This window comes from Methylovirgula sp. 4M-Z18, assembly GCF_037890675.1.
Classification (GTDB): domain Bacteria; phylum Pseudomonadota; class Alphaproteobacteria; order Rhizobiales; family Beijerinckiaceae; genus 4M-Z18.
This window is the reverse complement of sequence record NZ_CP149575.1, coordinates 86,353-103,431: the sequence shown is the minus strand read 5'-3', so window position 1 is coordinate 103,431 and position 17,079 is coordinate 86,353. Positions and strand designations below refer to the sequence as shown.

Genomic DNA, 17,079 nt, shown 5'->3' with positions numbered 1-17,079 from the left:
TCATGGACCGGTCGATCAATCTCAAATGAACTGCAAAAACGAGGTGCTCCAGTCTCATATGAACTGCAAAGGTCTACTACCCAGTCTCACGCAAGCCATTGATCGAATTAAACATCCCAGTCTCATCATGAACTGCAAATCGACAACGTCGGCCAGCAGAGCGGCAGTGACACCGTAGGCTGCAAGCGAAGCCCAACGCGCCTCAAGCGCAAGCAGATCGGGCGTAACACGTTCGGGCAGAGCGGCCACCACCGGCGCGATAGCCCCAGATCCAGACTGGCATCTGCAGTGCTCGTATCTTGGGCTTGGCAGCGCAAGCTTTCCAAGGCACGTGCGAACCGTAACTGTGCGATTGTCCTTGAGCCGCCGGAGGCGGCGGCAGCCGGGACAAGGTCGCTGGCGCCTACGATAATCAATCGCCTGCGCTTCGGTTATCGCGACCTGTAGCGAGGCTAAGGTCCTCTTCACTTCTTCGAGCGTCAGGCCGATCTCGTCGATCGACAACCCGCCGTCTGCCCGCTCGATTGTGGCGACCTCCTGCGTTTCGACCATAGCGCTCCCGCCATGGATCACGAGTTGAATGGCAAACTGCATCCTCACCTCCTCGTCAGTATGGAGATGAAAGCACACGGAGCGGCCGTGCGTCTCCGTCAATTAGCCTTCGGTGACAGACCCCAGTTCGTGCTTCAGTGCGGCATTCACCTCGTGCCGGCTGAAGCGCTCGGCATCGTAGTCGGATAACCCGCCATCGTCATCGAAATCGTCTTCGTCGGCGTCGCCACTAAGCCAACCGTAGGAGTCCGCTGGGAGGCGATCGAGAAGCCCATAGTAACCGTTCGGGCCACCGATATCTTCGGGTGGACCAGCGCGTGCGCCGCCTATGCAGACCGGATAGATCTTGGTATCCTTGCGCTCCAGCTTGGCCTCGACCCTGATCTCGTGCTCCCATTGGTCGCCGAAGTCGTATTCGTATAGAATTCGCTAGCGGAGACGTAATTGAAGGTCCGCAAGAGTGATTTGACGGCCTGACGCATCGCGATGGCGTTCGCCGGCGTGTGTCGTGCCATAATAGCGACCGTGCAGCTTGAACGCGTGCAGATGGTAATCTTCCCAGCCGAGCGTGATCTGGATCGCTCGGTGCAGATCGAAAAGTGTCATTTGTTCCGGCACGAGCAGCCGCCGCCATATCATCGGCGAAATCCCTCGCAAGCTCACCTTGAGCTGGTACACGCCAGATTTGCAATCGTCAGACATGGCCGCAACGCTAACCCAAGGCGCCCAGCACCCCCAGCTTTTTTATACTCCCTAGACTCTTTGCCTTTTTTGCACGCTTCGGCTCAATAGACGAACGACAAGCATCAAGAGCGCGTTCAGCCCAAGATCTTTCGCGAATGCCGGGTCCGGTGGGCCCGAAATAGAGACGAGATGGCCGCCCCGCTTGAGGACGCTTAGAGTTTTCGCAAGCGTCTCCGGATCCTGGCTGTTCAGCACCACATCGTAGCCTGAGAGAACTTGCTCGACGTCCTGGCTGGTGTAGTCGATCACCACATCCGCGCCGAGCCTGCTGCGCCGGTTCGCACCCGCTGGACTGTTCGACAGGTTCCTGGCCAAACAGTTCCGCATCGCGTAATCAAACCCCGACGTCTTCTGTCCTGTCCGGACGCCTGTGGATCCAAATAGTGCGCCGACCGCCGCGTCCAGACGTCAGCGGCAATGCCTCGCATCTCGGAAAATCGATGTATACTTGACTGTTACCAGAGACCTTTGCGCGAATGCTATTTCTTGTCGGATTCACTCGCCGCGTTCAGAGCATCTCGCAACAGTTCGTGCGCGTATGTCACTCGTTTCTGGGCTTGCGTGAGTGCTAGTGAAGTCCGCCACAATTCAGAAACGCTCACATCCCACGCGCGAAGCGCAGCTTCAAGCTGCACTTGTGCTTGTTCCAATTCCGACTTCGCTTTTTCGACCAACGGGTGTGTCATTGCTGTTGTCAGTGAGCTATGCACCGAACGCGACGACTACAGAACTCGGCCGTCTCGCGTTTGTCCGGTTGTGACAATCTGACGTCTTAGTGCTCGAGGGAGCATCCGCTCCTTTGCACTGGACGGGACGGACCTGCCCTCCTCGACCGAGCGATTGCATGGTTGCTGGATGACACGCCTCGGCTGTCGCCCTTGTCTGCTTAGAAAAGATCAATTGCAAGCGAGGAAACAAAACCATCTTTAATCCCTTGGTTGTTTGAACGCCTGAAGCACAGAAGCGAGTCTCGCGCGCGCTTCCGTACGTGCTGTGGCTTGAATGGTGGCCCCAGTGTCGGAGGCGGCTCGTACAATATACTCGCCGTTTCTTACGTGTAATACGTCAATTATCCAATTTGCGACTCCCCAAGCTCTGAGCTTTTCGACTGCATCAAGTGACGATGTCAGCAGGGGAATAAAGGTGGTGGCACCCTCCCGTATCGGTGAGTCGTATAACATGCTATATCGCGACGTCGGATGCGCTCTTACATTACTGAATTTTGCCATTGCATCCGGGACATACTGCAGAGAAATGGCGATTTCGCAATCCAATGCTTGGTCACGTCCTTCACCCTCCTTGACGCGCACGATCAATTCCTCAAGCTTCACTTGATCAATCTGAATGCTTGGTTCCATTTGTTTTTTCTTCTCCCGCAGAAGTTACAAAGAACAGCCATCCGATTTTCAAGATGTGTATCAAGTTGGCTGAGAGGTTGCAGATTTCGCCAGCACACGGAATAAACTGGCTATCCTGTGCTGGCACCTAGGATGAAAGCAACGGGCTGCTTTCGGTAGCACACCTCTGGCTTCAGGCCAGAACGTGCACGTGCTAAACGTGTCGGTTCAATTCAATTTCCTCCGGCACTGGACGTTTTTTGCACGCAGCGTTCGGCTGATGGAACGACCCCCGATATTCCTATGGACAAATCCTCTTGATTTGGAAGAAGCGTAAGGCACGAGCCGGCAGCGACTCATACAAGGTGGATGAAAGTGGTATTGATCCATAATGTCTTCCTTTAGCACTTCTCTCTTGAGTGCGCTGCGACCGGAACGATCCCATGCAGAGCTTGTAAAACTGCAATGGCCGCATGCCGCAGCCCCACCGCGTGGTGGTGGATCATCGTCGCTCAGCTTCATCAGCACTGCCAAGATGTCGTCGAGAAAGAGAGGCCGGCAAACTCCCGGCACGTTGCAGAGCCCGGGCTGGGACTCGACGGCATAGATATCGGATACCCAGGATCAAAGAATCGCACGCTTTTCACTTGCCGAAAGGTTGTCATCTTTCAAGACATCTTGAGCTTCGTCCTCGACACCTTCCCTCTCGAGAAGGACGCCGCCGGATGCGCGGGCACGCATCCGGTCAGCTTGTCGATTTATCTGCTCAATTGCTGCTGTTGATCGCAATATGCTTGGCGTTCGTCTGAGCCTTTTCGGTCTTCGGCAGCGTCACGGTGAGCACGCCGTTTTTGAAAGTCGCCGCAACCTTGTTTTCGTCGACCTCGCAACCAAGAGCAAGGCGCCGTTCGAATCGCCCATAGTAGCGTTCACTGAATTGACGATTCTTGTCTTCGGTCTCCGATTTCTTCTCGCCGCGAAGTGTCAGGACGCCATCTTCCAGCAGCACCTCGATGTCCTTTTCCTCGAGACCTGGCACCTCGGCCGTCACACGGATTTCCTTATCGGTTTCAGAGAATTCGACGCTGGGCCAAACACCGTTGTTGGGCATCAACTGACCGAACACCGACGGGGTGTCAAAACCACGAAAGACTTCGTCAAATAGTCGATTGACGTTGCGATGCAACGACAGAAACGGGTCCATGTCGTCGCCGCGATAGATCATCGGTCGCTGATTGTTGCCACGGTTCCATGGGATCAGATCACGTACACTCATCACTGTTTCCTTTCTTTAGCTTTGCTCACAACGAACGCCCCTCCCCATCGGGATGGGAGTTCGTGCATGCCGGTTGCCTGCGGTCAGGCCGCGACTCCGCCTTCGATCCGTTCCGATGGCTTCTTGGTCGTCGCTCCTTTGATGGAGATCCGGCGCGGCTTCATCTCCTCAGGAATTTCCTTCTTGAGATCGATGATCAGCAGACCGTTTTCCAACTTCGCGCCGATGACGCTGACATGGTCCGCGAGCTCGAACCGGCGAGCGAAAGGTCTTAGAGCCAAGCCGTGATGGAGATATTGAATCTCCCCGTTTTCGGCCTTAGCGCCATTGACCATAAGCGTGTTCACTTCCTGGGTGATGGTCAGTTCATCTTCCCCGAAACCAGCCACCGCGATGACGATGCGGTAAGTGTCTTCATTGACCTTAGCGATGTCATAAGGCGGCCAATTGTCCGCATTTTGCGGTACATTCGCTTTTTCGAGCAGGTCGAATATTCGGTCGAAGCCAATGCTCGACCTATAGAAGGGAGAAAAGTCCATACTTGTTCTCATAGCTACATCCTCCGTGGAGCAACATAGATACGAGGGGCGCCTGGAAGCAGCCTGGCGCTCCTCCCCGACAGCGCCGGTCTCAACAAGCCGACCGGCTGTAGTGACGTAGGTACGACCTTCCCAGGCGTCAAGATGTCAGAATGCGCATTGGTCATCGTCCTGAGCAATGGGCACGGCATCCCTTGCAACAGCGGATTGTAGGACCTATGTACCGCCCGAAAACTCGATGGAGTCACATGAGGTTGGAAGACGCCTGTCATATGGAATGAGCCTTGCAATCCGTGTTCCCCGAAACGCACAAGACCCTCGGGCATCGGAAATCCTGGGACGACATCGTATCCTTGTCAGAGGTAGAGTTGCGGAGGGCTCGGATGGTCAGGAAGTTCGCCGCGGATGTCTGGACTCAAGGCCATAACCCTCCGTGTGCAGGCAGAACTCCCTGCCGACCATCAATCTCCCCTTAGTTGCCGGGTCAGGCGTCCAGCCCTTGCCGGCTCTTGTGGCGCGACAGGTGCACGCATTCGCCCGCGCCGCTGGTTTCGTCCAGCCGGCGTAGCGCCTCCATGATCTCATCAACGGAAACCGGGCGGCTGGCAGAGGGCGGCTGGCGCAAGGCCGGAACGGATTCCACCGCACAGGCGTCTGAGACCCATGACGATAGGATCGCGCGCTTCTCCTCGAGGTCAAGCGCATCATCCTTCAGGACTTCGTCAGGATGCTTGAAATACCTCGACGGGGAGAACAGCCTATCAAGTTCTGGGTCGAGTGATTCAGGAACAAGTGAAGGAATGATCGGCGAGAGCTTTTGCCGGTTCATGATTATCCTCCGTCTCCAAAAAAGCTCCTTTGTCATTTCGGGCTCGGCTGGGGCCGACCCGGCCACACCGGGCACTGTTTTATTTTGGCCGATTTTTTTAGAAAATTCAAGTGTGAAGACGCGGCTATATCTCTATTACGCTCATGTTTTCATGGCGTTATCAGTCTCTCGCCCTGAGTGCTAAAATTTTTGCGAACTCCTCTTGAATTCGAAAAATCCCGGACCCAGATCGATATGCGCGCGACGCCGTAAAGGGTCGCCCCAGCCCCGCTCCGGATCTATGCGATCCGAAGCGGAGGAACCTCTCGAAATCCGCTTGTCCTGAAGGAGACCGATATGAAGTTCCGTCCATTGCATGATCGCATCCTGGTCCGCCGCATCGAAGCCGAAGAAAAGACGGCCGGTGGCATCATTATCCCCGACACCGCCAAGGAAAAGCCGCAGGAGGGCGAGGTCGTTGCCGTCGGCCCCGGCGGACGCGACGAGGCGGGTAAGCCAGTTGAACTCGACGTCAAAGTCGGCGACCGCATCCTGTTCAGCAAATGGTCAGGCACAGAGATCAAACTCCATGGTGAGGACCTGCTCATCATGAAAGAAAGCGACGTGATGGGCGTGATCGAGTCTGCCTCTGAGACTCGGAAGGCAGCCTGAGCACCTAGACGCTAACCATTGAAGCTACCTGAGAAGGAGAAAAAGAATGGTCGCCAAGGACGTCAAATTCCGTGCTGACGCGCGTGAGCACATGTTGCGTGGGGTCAACATTCTTGCCGATGCGGTGAAAGTTACGCTTGGGCCGAAGGGGCGTAACGTCGTACTGGACAAATCGTTCGGTGCCCCGCGCATCACCAAGGATGGTGTAACGGTGGCGAAGGAAATCGAACTGGAAGACAAGTTCGAGAATATGGGCGCCCAGATGGTGCGCGAGGTGGCCTCGAAGACCAGCGACATTGCTGGCGACGGCACCACCACCGCGACTGTCCTCGCCCAAGCCATTGTCCGAGAGGGCGCCAAGGCGGTGGCCTCCGGTATGAATCCGATGGACCTCAAACGGGGCATCGACAAAGCAGTCGACGCGATCGTCGCCGAGCTCAAGAGCAATGCACGCAAGGTGACCAACAACGACGAGATCGCCCAGATCGGCACGATCTCGGCCAATGGCGACACCGAGATCGGTCGTTTCTTGGCCGATGCCATGCAGAAGGTCGGTAACGAGGGTGTCATCACGGTTGAGGAGGCCAAGACCGCGGACACTGAGCTTGAGGTGGTCGAGGGCATGCAATTCGATCGCGGCTACCTTTCGCCCTACTTTGTCACCAATCCTGACAAGATGCGTGTCGAGCTCGAAGAGCCGTATGTACTCATTCATGAGAAAAAACTTGGCAATCTCCAGGCCATGCTGCCCATACTCGAGGCGGCGGTGCAATCGAGCAAGCCGTTGCTCATTATCGCAGAAGACGTGGAGGGCGAGGCGCTGGCGACGCTGGTGGTCAACAAGCTTCGCGGTGGCCTAAAGGTCGCAGCGGTCAAGGCGCCGGGCTTTGGCGATCGTCGCAAAGCTATGCTGGAAGACATCGCCATCCTTACCGGCGGTACCGCCATCAGCGACGACCTTGGCATCAAGCTGGAAAATGTCACGCTCAACATGCTCGGCCGTGCCAAAAAGATCGTCGTCGAGAAAGAAAACACAACTATCGTCGACGGGGCCGGTTCAAGGACCGAGATTGAGGGCCGCATCAGCCAGATCAAAGCGCAAATCGAGGATACCACTTCCGACTATGACCGTGAGAAGCTGCAGGAGCGTCTAGCGAAGCTCGCCGGCGGCGTTGCAGTTATCCGGGTCGGCGGCTCGACTGAGGTCGAAGTGAAGGAGCGCAAGGACCGCGTCGATGACGCCATGCACGCAACGCGTGCGGCCGTGGAGGAAGGTATCTTACCTGGTGGCGGTGTCGCTCTGCTTAGGGCGGCAAAAGTACTGGACACTATCCAAACCGAGAATGTCGATCAAAAATATGGCGTCGATATCGTGCGCCGCGCAATTGAAGCGCCGGTTCGACAGATTGCGGAGAACGCTGGTTCAGAAGCCTCGATCATCGTTGGCAAACTGCGCGAGAAGACGGATTTCGCCTATGGCTGGAATGCCCAGACCGGCGAGTTTGGCGACCTGTACAAGCAGGGTGTAATCGACCCCGCCAAGGTTGTACGCACGGCCCTGCAAGATGCCGCTTCTGTCGCCGGTCTGCTAGTGACAACCGAGGCTATGGTGGCTGAAAAGCCGAAGAAAGAGGTGCCGGCTCCGCCGATGCCTGGCGGCGGCATGGATTTCTGAGAAGGAAACATGTCCGCGTCCGTCGACGCGGACATGGCATGTCTTTCGACAATTTTGTCCTGAACATGCACTGACAACAACAAAGTTTCCGTCGCGGAGGCCGACGACCTGCTTCCCCTTCAAGTGGCCTGAAATCGCTCGTAGGTCGGCAGGCGGCAGAGGTAAGTGCAGGACGGTAGACGGCGGCATGGAGAGAGATCAATGAAACACAATTTCATTCAATATCTGGTACTCGAGCAGGAGTCACGGTACGATGAATAACATCTGCTTTTCTGATCCGGTCAGACTGACGTTAAAGTCCGGCCGCGAATGTGTGGTTGCAAACGTATGGGAGGCAATCGAATGCCTATCCGAGAAATGGCCTGAATCGGCGCGCGGCAGAACATATCGCGCCGCCTATCATGTGTGCCGTGATGCATTAGATGGTTGGCGCGATTCGCGCGAGGCGCGCAAGGCCTTTGTGAAAGCTGGCCGCCGTGCTGGGCTGTTAGTGCCGCAAAGCAATAGATCTCGACCACGACAAGCGGGGTTCCCGAGGTCAGGTTGGACGCCACCGCTGACACCCGGTCCATGCGTTCGCCAGTAGATCGTGGAACAAGGAGAGCAGGAAAATTGGAGCGTGTGCGATGCCGACCACCTCCTCTTACGGTCTCTGCACCACGAGTGAAGAGGAATCTGCTTTCCTCGAAACGCTGATCCGTGAAGATTTTGAACGATGTCATCCTGGTGACACGCTGGAGGATCTCAAGCGGCGTGCCTCCTTTTCGAGAGACGACCAAGGGCTGTTGCGTGACTGGATGGCAGTAGCTGCGAGACGCGCTGCGTTGACCATCCCAACGCGTCGCGACTGACCTCGACGCGACAAACCATCGAGGTTTCGCGTTTGGGATATTCGTCAAACATCAATCAGCGGCTCGGCCGGTGGGCGAGCGGGCAGGCGAGATTTGCCTTGCGCATTTAGAGAGAGGGATTTCGCAGGTCCGCGGCACACGGGTCAGGTTATCGAACGCTAAGAACTGGAGGCCAGCATCCAACTCCCATGCAATAGCGCCTTGGAGTAGACGAACCCATCCACATCGGGACCGCAATCATACCATCGACGACGAAGCTGTACCTCAATTCTTGATAGCGTTGCGGCGTTCGAGTTCGACGAGAAGCGCGGAATGGTCGAGATCGCAGGCATTCGCGAGCAATCCGCGAAAAAGATCCGCAGTCGCCTTCGTGAACGGCGTATCGTTCACGCCGAGCCGGGCTGCCGCATCAAGGGCATTGTCGATATCCTTGAGATGCGTGACGGAGCGGCCCCGCGTGACGAAGTCACGTTCCACCATGCGCCGTCCATGAAGATCGAGAACCCGGCTCTCCGCGAACCCGCCCCGCAGCGCCTCGCGCACTCTAGCCGGATCCGCGCCGCCTCTTTCCGCAAGCAGGAAGGCTTCGGCGACGGCGCCGATCGTCGCGCCGACGATCACCTGGTTCGCCAGTTTGGCCAATTGCCCCGCCCCATAGGGACCGATGTGAACCGGACGGCCCATCGCTTTCAGAACGGTTTCCGCCCGGTCGAAAACCTCCGGCCCGCCGCCGGCCATGATCGCGAGAGTGCCGGCCTCCGCGCCCGTGGTCCCGCCCGAGACGGGCGCATCCAGATAGGCGACACCGCGGTCGGTCAGCCGTCTCGCGTGATCCTGTGCCTCCGACGGCTTGATCGAACTCATGTCGATGACGACGCTGCCGGGCTGGACCGCGTCGGCCACACCAGAGTCGAACAAAACCTTCTCGACGATCCCGCCGTTCTCTAGCATCGAGATAACGAAATCGGCGTCGCGCACGGCATCAGGAGCGGCATCGACGACGCGCGCGCCGTCGGACGAGAGTTCCTCGGCTTTGGCCCGAGTCCTGTTCCACGCGGCGACGGGATAGCCGGCCCGCAACAGATTGCGAGCCATGTGCAGCCCCATGAGGCCCGTTCCAAGAAATGCGACGGTCTGTTTACGAGTCATGTTAATCCCATCGAAAATTCGGTTGCGTGACGGGCCCTCCACTCGCCCCTTTGTCGACTGAACAGCGCAGGCACCAAGATACGCCTCCAGACCATCGGGCCCACATAGGGCAGGCGGACCGTGAGTTGCAGGATCGAACCCCGGGCTAAATCCGATGAGCCGATCCCTTCGTCAGGCATGCTCCGTCAAGTCGGCTGCAGAGGGCTCCTGCGACAAGTCTATCAACCCTCTCTCGCTCGGATTACCGGAAGCTCCCCACAGATTTTCCTGCTCTCTACATAAACAAAATCTTAGTAACAAAACCCATCCAATTTGCACCCAACATCGGGTTAACATTACAGCCCGGTTTGAGCACGCAGGCGAGGAACACAATAAATTCTTAGGCTCCCATTCCCTTGAGTAAGACCGCGACGCACGGATCGCGGTCCACAATCATTCATCCTGCGGTGCTGTGGATGATTCAGGATCAATGTACTTCGTAGACGCCGACGCAACCCGTCTTGCAGCTCGCACCGGCGGACAAGGGCACGAAAACGTCGTTACTTGTCGGATCGGCGGCCACCGAATGCGAGTTCTTATAGGTCGTCGCGTTGGCAACCCACGCGTGGGTCGTCGCATTGATCACTCCAAGCATCGGACCGCCAGTGAAATCACGCGCAGCGAGGAAATACATTTTGTTGCCCGGGTTATACCAGACCTCGTCACTGCCGCCGATTTGTTCAACCGTCGCTACAGCTTTTTCTTTCGCGACGTCGACGATGACGCTGTGCGCTGGTAGGTCGGGCGCGGAATCGCCCGCTTTGCATCCCATCAGCACGTCACTGTTCGGGCCGAGGGCCGATCCGGCCGGCTCGCATTGATCGAGCGGAATGATTTTGTCGAGCGTGCGCTTGACCGGATCGATGACGGCGATGCCGCCGGTTTTCTCTTCCTTGTAGATCGGAACCGATTGGATGAATTTACCGATGGAAGGCACGTAGCTCGGCTGCTCGATGCCATCGCTTGCATCCGGCATTTCAAGTTTGCCAAGCACGGCATGGTCATGATCTGCGGAAATGAACGTATCAAAAGCGGGCTTGTCGCTGTCGTTGGCGACGATCACGACTTTATGCTGCGGATCATAAGCCATTTCGTCGACGCGGAACTTCCCGCCCGTGGGAATCGTCTTGACCAATGCCGGCGGGCTCTTGGTGAGATCATAGATCTTCAACGTGCTGTCGCCGTCGCCGACATAGAGTTCCTGCGTATCGGCAACGACCATCAAACCATTCGGTCCGCCGATCGATCCGGGCTTCTTCGTTCCCGCGAAGCCTGTAATGCGATAAAGGAACGACTTCTTCGCCGTATCGATGACATCGACGGCTGCATTCGAGCGGTCCGCGAGATAGTAACGGCCGCTCTTGCCGTCGACCCAGCCAATATCGAAATTATCCAGCGGATTACCGCCGAGATCAATCGCAGCGGTTTGCTTGGCCTCCTCCGCATGGACATGCGTCAGACCTGCGACGAGCAGCGTCGACACCATAAGTATCGTTTGCAATTTCATATCGCTTTCCTCCCTATCGGCGCATGGCATGGCCCATGCGCGAGCCAGCGGGCAGCACGTCTCTGCCGCCGCGTTTTCCGCGTCAGTGTGGTTGGCGGAAATTTGGATTCGTGCGGAGCGCCCGATCACACCTGAAATTTCGGCAGATCCGGGATCGCCCTGCGCGAGACTTTCAGATCATTCCAGCGGCATCTCGACCGGAAGCTCGGCCTGATGCCATTTCGCGTACACCGCCCGCAATTTCCCGTCCGCGAGATCCTTGGCCACCCAGTCGTTGACGGCGTCGAGTAAAGTCTTGTCGTCCTTGCGCAGGCCGACCGCATAACCATTCGTCCGGATGACGAATTTTTGCTCGAGCTTCCGGTCGGGTGCACGCTGATTGATGTCGCGCATCTGGGCCGGTGCCGAAATCATAATGTCCTGCTGACCCGAGGAGAGCGCGGTGATGAGCGTTGCGTCATCGTCAAACCGGGCAATCGAAATCTTGTCGTCCTCCTTGGCGATTTTGGTCGCGTCGGCATCGGCCCCGGTGCCTCTCGTCACGGCCACGGTCTTGCCTTCAAGATCCTTGGCGCTCGCGACGCTCACGGCAGCCGGCGCGGCGCAAATGATGGTGATCATTCCGTAGGGACGAGAGAAATCGACCACCTTCTTGCGAGCTTCCGTGACCGAAAAAGATGACATCACGACATCGATCTTGTGGGTCTGCAGGAAGGGGATGCGGTTCGCGCCGGTCGTCGGAACGATATCGAGATCGACGCCGAGATCAGCCGCAAGCAGGCGAGCCGCCTCGACATCCGAACCGGTCGGCTGCATCGCCGAATCAACCGTCCCATAGGGCGGTAATCCGAGATCGATGCCGACCATGAGCTTGTGCCGCTCCTTGATCTCGCTCAATGTATCGGCCCGGGCCACACCCAAGCACGACACGGTGCAGAGCACGGCCACCAGCGCAAGTTTTCGAACCATGGTTTCCTCCTGAAGCTATCTATATTTGCCTGTTTCTAAAGCCCCGTCCCAATGAATTGCTTGAGCTCAGGCGTTTGCGGCCGGGCAAGCAGGTCCCGCCCGCCGGTTTCCCAAATTCGGCCCTGGTGCATGAAAATGATCTTGTTCGCGACGCGGCTGGCAAAGGCCATCTCATGCGTTACGACCAGCATCGTCATGCCGCCGCGGGCGAGATCTTCCATGACTTTCAGCACCTCGCCCGTAAGCTCGGGATCGAGCGCCGAGGTCACCTCGTCGAACAGCATGACTTGGGGCTTCATCGCGAGTGCGCGCGCAATGGCGACGCGCTGTTGCTGACCGCCCGAAAGCTGTTCGGGATAGCTTTGCGCTTTTTCGGCGAGGCCCACCCGATTGAGCACGGACATGGCAAGCGCACGCGCCTCGTCCGTCGGCATGCGCTTGGTGCGCCGCGGTGCGAGCGTGATGTTCTGTTCGACCGTGAGGTGGGGAAACAGATTGTAGCTTTGAAAGACGATCCCCACATCCTTGCGGACATTTCGCAGATCGGGCGCACTACCGCCGCCGAGACGATGGCCGCAGACGTCTATCGTCCCCGAATTGATCGGTTCGAGACCGTTGACACAGCGCAGCGCCGTGCTCTTGCCCGATCCGCTCCGGCCGATCAGACACACGACCTCGCCGCGGTCGACATCGAAGTTGATGCCTTTCAGCACTTCGACCGCACCGAAGCTCTTGTGCACATCCATGAAGCGCACCACGGCTGTGCCAGAGGAGGAAATCGGCTGCTGCGACACTTGGGAAACGTGCATCGTCATCATCAGGCTCCCCGTGCGCGCAAACGTCCTTCCAGCCTTCGGCTCGCCCGGGACAGGGGCGAGCAGAGGAGGAAGTAGATCGCACCGACGATCGTGAACACGACAAAGGGTTCAAAGATAGCGTTGTTGATGATCTTGCCGGACTGAGTCAGTTCGATGAAGCCGATCACGACAGCATAGGATGTGTTCTTGATGATCTGCACGCTGAAGCCGATGGTTGGCGGAATGGCAAGACGCACGGCCTGCGGGAGAATGACGTCGGTCATGCGCCGGAACGGCGAAAGTGTGAGACTGTCGGCGGCTTCCCACTGCGTCTTCGGCACGGCCTCGATGCAGCCGCGCCAAATATCGCCCAGAAAAGCCGCCGCGTTGAGGGCAATGGAGAGGCTTGCCGCGACGAGCGCCGGCACGTCGAAGCCCGTGATCCCCAGGCCGAAATAAGACAGGAACATCAGCACCGGCAGCGGAATGCCTTGTAGGACCTCGATGTAGCCGGTCGCGATCCACCGCAAAAAGCGAACAGACGAAACGCGCATCAACGCGATCGTCAGGCCGAGGATGCCGCCGCCCAGGAACCCGAAGATGGACAAGAGAATCGTCCAAAAGGTTCCTTGCAGCAGATAGAGGAAATGCGAGAGCGAGAATGTCATGCCTTACCCTCTCCTTCACACCGGCGTGCCGAGCCGACGACGCCGGGGAAAGGCGATCCAGGCCAAAACATTGAACAGAAGCCGCAGCAGAACCGTCAGAACGAGATAGATCACCGCAACGACGATATAGATCTCAAAGCCGCGGAAAGACTCGGATTGAATCCGGCTTGCCGCGGCCATGAGTTCTTCCGCCGAAATCTGCGCCATGATGGAGGTCGCAAGCATCATCAGGACGAACTGTCCGGCAAGAGCCGGCACGACCCGTTCGATCGCGGGCGGCAACACGATATCGCGCAGCACTTGTGTCCGCGACAGACCGAGACTTTCGCCGGCCTCGATCTGCCCCTTGCGGATCGATTCGATACCAGCCCGAATGATTTCGCCGGTATAGGCTGAAATATTCAAAGTCAGGGCGATGATGGCTGCGGCGAAAGCGGTCAATCTGATGCCCAAGCCCGTCAGGCCGAAGAAGAGCCAGAACGTTTGCACCAGCAAGGGCGTGTTGCGCACGACCTCGACATAGGCGGCGATGATCCGCTGCGTCCAACGGCCACCTTGCGTGCTGCCGATGGCGAAGAGCGTTCCGAGCAGGAAGCCGCAGACCATGCCCGCCAATGTGAGTTTGATGGTGAGCCAGGTGCCCCAAAGAAAATCACGCCAGTAGGCCGTGTCCGGGTCCCAGAGAAAGCTGAAGTCGAAATGATAATTCATGCGGCACCTCGCGGCGCCGCAACGGAACGACCGAAGGAGTCCATTTCATGACGCACCAATCGATCACTTCCCTGGATCACGTCGCCCCTCCCTTTGCCACACATATCGTGTTGGTCACACACCCTGCTTGGCGCGCGTTTGCGGCGGCCTGATCTCCGCCCCGGACGGTTCGAACCGGCTGCCTGCCTCACGCCGACCCATTCGGGCCGCAAGCAAGAGCGCCTGACGGGTGGCACCGACATTGGCGATGCCTTTGCCCGCGATTTCGTAGGCCGTGCCATGCGCCGGCGTCGCGATCGGAACCGGATAGCCGCCGAGCAGGGTGACGCCGACGTCAAAACCCATCAGCTTCATCGCGATCTGTCCCTGATCGTGATACATGGTCAGGACCGCATCGAAGGCACCCGACTTTGCCCGCAAGAACACCGTATCGGACGGAAAAGGGCCTTCGACCGCAAACCCCTTCGCCTTCGCCTCCTCTACCGCCGGGCCGATGACGTCGATTTCCTCGCGGCCAAAATTGCCACCATCTCCGGCATGCGGGTTGAGGGCCGCCACGGCGATGCGCGGCGCGGTGAAGCCTGCACGCACCATGGACCCATGCGTCCGCTCGATCGATTGCAGAATGGCTGCCTTGGTGATCAGTTCAGCGACGCCTTTCAGCGGCACATGCGACGTCACCCGGGCGTTCCAGACATTGTCGAGAATGTTGAATTCGCTCGCCGTTCCGCGCGTGCCAAGAATCTCGTCGAGAAATACGATTTCATCGGCATAGGTCGGATGGGCCAGCCGCATCGCCGCCTTGTTGAAGGGCGTGAAACAGATCGCATCGACCGCCCCCGCTCGCGCCAGATCGATCGCCGTCCTGAAATTCTGCAGCGCCGCCGCACCACCCTGTCGGCTCACTTCTCCGACCCGGACGGTCGCCGGATCGCAATTCGCCAAATCGACCAGGATCGGCTTGTCATAAGGAGATCGCAACGCCTCCTCGACCGTCGAAGCCACCGCCACATCAGGATCGATGCCAGCGACCCGTGCCCCGGCGTCAAGAACCCGTTTGTCGCCGAAAAGAACAAACCGAGCCGCCTTCCGCACCTCTGGCAGGGCGATGACCTTGGCCGTGAGTTCCGGACTGATCCCGGCGGGATCGCCGATCGCGAGCGCAATTGTGGGGAGAGACTGATTCATCCGGGCCGCCATGAGCAACAACGCCCTGGACTATGGCAAATCGGCGCCCAGCATGCAACATTTAATATTCTGAATTCTGTATGCAGGATGACAATCAAGCAATTCTGCCCGCTTTGGACCTCACACGAATGGCGCCACGCGCTCCCAGGTCCGTTCCAGATGGCGCTGGACGGCAGCCGCCAGCTGCGCCTCATCACGCGCCTCCAGCGCGCGGATCATCTCCTCGTGTTCGGCGACAGCGCCCTCCCACTTAGCCCGCTCCTCATTGCCGATGAACCGAATGCGTTTGAGGCGCAGTTGGATCGTTTCGTGCGTGTTGGCGAGATATGCGTTGCCGGACAGGGCGACGATGCCGGAATGGATCGCCTGGTTCAGCTTGTAATATTCGAGCCGGTTCTGCTCGCGATAGAAGCGCATCATCTCGTCATGCAAGTGCCGGATATGCGCGATGCCGGCATCGCTCCCTGCCCGGCACGCGAGGCGGGCGCCCAGCACTTCCAGCGCGGTCAGCACATCGAGCATCTCGCGCACATCCTTGCCCGAAAGCTTGTGCACGATGGCGCCGCGCCCCGGCACCAAATCGATCAGCCCTTCGCTCGCGAGATATTTGAGCGCTTCCCGCAGTGGCGTGCGCGACACCCCCAGCGCGGCACATACCTGACCTTCGTGGATACGGGCTCCTGGAGGTAGCTGGCCTTCGATGACCATGTCGCGCAACCGTTCCACGAGTTCGGCATGCAAGCTTCGCCGCTGCATCGGAACGACAGTGTCGAGCATTCCCGTATCGCTCATAATGTCCCCTGAAAACTGACAGTCCAACGGGACGAATACACCAGGACGCGCATAACATAAAGTATGCAGTATGCAGCGAGTGAGGCCGATCGGCTTTGCCGCCGTCACAAGCCCTGGCGACAAAACGCTTCATGCCCTAAGACCGAACGTCGCCGCACCGGACACGGGCAGTGTCGATTGGTACTTCATGGCGAGACTCGCGCGTGCCAACCCCAATTTCGACATTTCATATGAGACCGGATCGGGCTTTGAGTCTCAATTTGGATGTCGCGCCGTTCCTGAAAAGCCTGATGTCTCCTGCCCTTACAAGAAGCGCCACGGTCGGTGTCGGCGGTCGATCGACCGGTTTACGAATCTCAGATGAAATGCATCGAAAGCGGAATGCAGTTTCAGATGTAATGCAAAGGTGCTCAGATTCCGGCGTCACCGTCCTGGCGGCAACGCCATAACTGCACAGCTTGTCCGTCACCAGAACCCGAGCCCAGGCGTACTGCTGGACGAGGCGTCGGAAAAAGCAACGGGCGGCCTTGGCGTTGCGCCGCTTCTGGACCAGGATATCCAGTACATCGCCATCGGCGTCCATGGCCCGCCACGGCCAGCAGGCTTCGCCGTTGATGTGGATGACGACCGCGTCCATCCGCCACTTGTCCCGCGGCCGGGGTCTGTCCCGGCGAAGGCAAGCCACAAAATGGCCTCCGAACCGGTTGACCCAAAGCCGGACCGTTTCGCGGGTGACGGAACCCTTTTGGACGCGGCAGCGACGGAATTTTCCTCATCCCGTTCAACTACCTCACAGCAAACACCA

At 58.1% G+C, this 17,079-nt stretch carries 17 protein-coding genes and 3 pseudogenes; 4 read left to right on the top strand and 16 right to left on the bottom strand.

Annotated features, from left to right (window positions below; translation table 11 throughout):
• Positions 1-54 precede the first annotated feature (54 nt).
• From V9T28_RS22935 to V9T28_RS22905, 7 genes and pseudogenes are all read right to left on the bottom strand, one after another.
• Complete coding sequence (locus tag V9T28_RS22935) at positions 55-594, bottom strand: hypothetical protein (protein ID WP_116402073.1); 540 nt, start codon at positions 592-594, stop codon at positions 55-57.
• Between the two features lie 60 nt (positions 595-654).
• A pseudogene (locus V9T28_RS22930) lies at positions 655-1,191 on the bottom strand (plasmid pRiA4b ORF-3 family protein).
• A 120-nt stretch (positions 1,192-1,311) separates the two neighbouring features.
• Positions 1,312-1,563 (bottom strand): annotated as a pseudogene (locus tag V9T28_RS22925) (zinc-binding dehydrogenase); the annotation flags it as partial.
• Positions 1,564-2,222: 659 nt separating this feature from the next.
• The gene (locus V9T28_RS22920) at positions 2,223-2,654 is read right to left on the bottom strand and encodes a hypothetical protein (RefSeq protein WP_116402076.1); all 432 of its coding nucleotides are present in this window, start codon (positions 2,652-2,654) and stop codon (positions 2,223-2,225) included.
• A 745-nt stretch (positions 2,655-3,399) separates the two neighbouring features.
• A complete protein-coding gene (locus V9T28_RS22915) occupies positions 3,400-3,909 on the bottom strand; it encodes an Hsp20/alpha crystallin family protein (RefSeq protein ID WP_116402078.1) in 510 nt (169 codons plus the stop codon).
• 83 nt (positions 3,910-3,992) lie between these two features.
• Positions 3,993-4,460, bottom strand: a complete 468-nt coding sequence (locus V9T28_RS22910; RefSeq protein WP_116402079.1) for an Hsp20 family protein — start codon at positions 4,458-4,460, stop codon at positions 3,993-3,995.
• Between the two features lie 472 nt (positions 4,461-4,932).
• Positions 4,933-5,277 (bottom strand): hypothetical protein, encoded by a 345-nt coding sequence (locus V9T28_RS22905; protein WP_116402107.1) that lies wholly within the window; start codon positions 5,275-5,277, stop codon positions 4,933-4,935.
• Between the two features lie 336 nt (positions 5,278-5,613).
• On the opposite strand from V9T28_RS22905, the gene groES reads away from it, so the two are divergent.
• From groES to V9T28_RS22885, 4 genes are all read left to right on the top strand, one after another.
• The gene (gene groES / locus V9T28_RS22900; RefSeq protein ID WP_116402080.1) at positions 5,614-5,928 is read left to right on the top strand and encodes a co-chaperone GroES; all 315 of its coding nucleotides are present in this window, start codon (positions 5,614-5,616) and stop codon (positions 5,926-5,928) included.
• A 46-nt stretch (positions 5,929-5,974) separates the two neighbouring features.
• Positions 5,975-7,603, top strand: a complete 1,629-nt coding sequence (groL, locus tag V9T28_RS22895; RefSeq protein ID WP_116402081.1) for a chaperonin GroEL — start codon at positions 5,975-5,977, stop codon at positions 7,601-7,603.
• A 253-nt stretch (positions 7,604-7,856) separates the two neighbouring features.
• The gene (locus V9T28_RS22890) at positions 7,857-8,189 is read left to right on the top strand and encodes a DUF982 domain-containing protein (RefSeq protein WP_116402082.1); all 333 of its coding nucleotides are present in this window, start codon (positions 7,857-7,859) and stop codon (positions 8,187-8,189) included.
• 40 nt (positions 8,190-8,229) lie between these two features.
• Positions 8,230-8,454, top strand: coding sequence for a hypothetical protein (locus tag V9T28_RS22885; RefSeq protein WP_116402083.1), 225 nt, complete (start codon positions 8,230-8,232; stop codon positions 8,452-8,454).
• A 264-nt stretch (positions 8,455-8,718) separates the two neighbouring features.
• Here V9T28_RS22885 and V9T28_RS22880 read toward each other — a convergent pair whose 3' ends face one another.
• The 9 genes and pseudogenes from V9T28_RS22880 to V9T28_RS23425 all read right to left on the bottom strand — a co-directional run.
• Positions 8,719-9,603, bottom strand: coding sequence for an NAD(P)-dependent oxidoreductase (locus V9T28_RS22880; protein WP_116402084.1), 885 nt, complete (start codon positions 9,601-9,603; stop codon positions 8,719-8,721).
• Between the two features lie 466 nt (positions 9,604-10,069).
• The gene (locus V9T28_RS22875) at positions 10,070-11,149 is read right to left on the bottom strand and encodes a YncE family protein (RefSeq protein WP_116402085.1); all 1,080 of its coding nucleotides are present in this window, start codon (positions 11,147-11,149) and stop codon (positions 10,070-10,072) included.
• 177 nt (positions 11,150-11,326) lie between these two features.
• Complete coding sequence (locus tag V9T28_RS22870; protein ID WP_116402086.1) at positions 11,327-12,118, bottom strand: transporter substrate-binding domain-containing protein; 792 nt, start codon at positions 12,116-12,118, stop codon at positions 11,327-11,329.
• A 35-nt stretch (positions 12,119-12,153) separates the two neighbouring features.
• Positions 12,154-12,933 carry an amino acid ABC transporter ATP-binding protein gene (locus V9T28_RS22865; RefSeq protein ID WP_281024280.1) on the bottom strand — a complete coding sequence of 260 codons (780 nt, stop codon included), beginning with the start codon at positions 12,931-12,933 and terminating at the stop codon, positions 12,154-12,156.
• Positions 12,934-12,935: 2 nt separating this feature from the next.
• The gene (locus V9T28_RS22860) at positions 12,936-13,583 is read right to left on the bottom strand and encodes an amino acid ABC transporter permease (RefSeq protein ID WP_116402088.1); all 648 of its coding nucleotides are present in this window, start codon (positions 13,581-13,583) and stop codon (positions 12,936-12,938) included.
• 15 nt (positions 13,584-13,598) lie between these two features.
• Complete coding sequence (locus V9T28_RS22855; RefSeq protein WP_116402089.1) at positions 13,599-14,294, bottom strand: amino acid ABC transporter permease; 696 nt, start codon at positions 14,292-14,294, stop codon at positions 13,599-13,601.
• A 114-nt stretch (positions 14,295-14,408) separates the two neighbouring features.
• A complete protein-coding gene (locus V9T28_RS22850; protein WP_116402090.1) occupies positions 14,409-15,482 on the bottom strand; it encodes a 4-hydroxythreonine-4-phosphate dehydrogenase PdxA in 1,074 nt (357 codons plus the stop codon).
• Positions 15,483-15,602: 120 nt separating this feature from the next.
• The gene (locus tag V9T28_RS22845) at positions 15,603-16,274 is read right to left on the bottom strand and encodes a GntR family transcriptional regulator (protein ID WP_116402091.1); all 672 of its coding nucleotides are present in this window, start codon (positions 16,272-16,274) and stop codon (positions 15,603-15,605) included.
• A gap of 406 nt (positions 16,275-16,680) precedes the next feature.
• Positions 16,681-17,010, bottom strand: a pseudogene (locus tag V9T28_RS23425) (DDE-type integrase/transposase/recombinase); the annotation flags it as partial.
• Between the last annotated feature and the right edge of the window lie 69 nt (positions 17,011-17,079).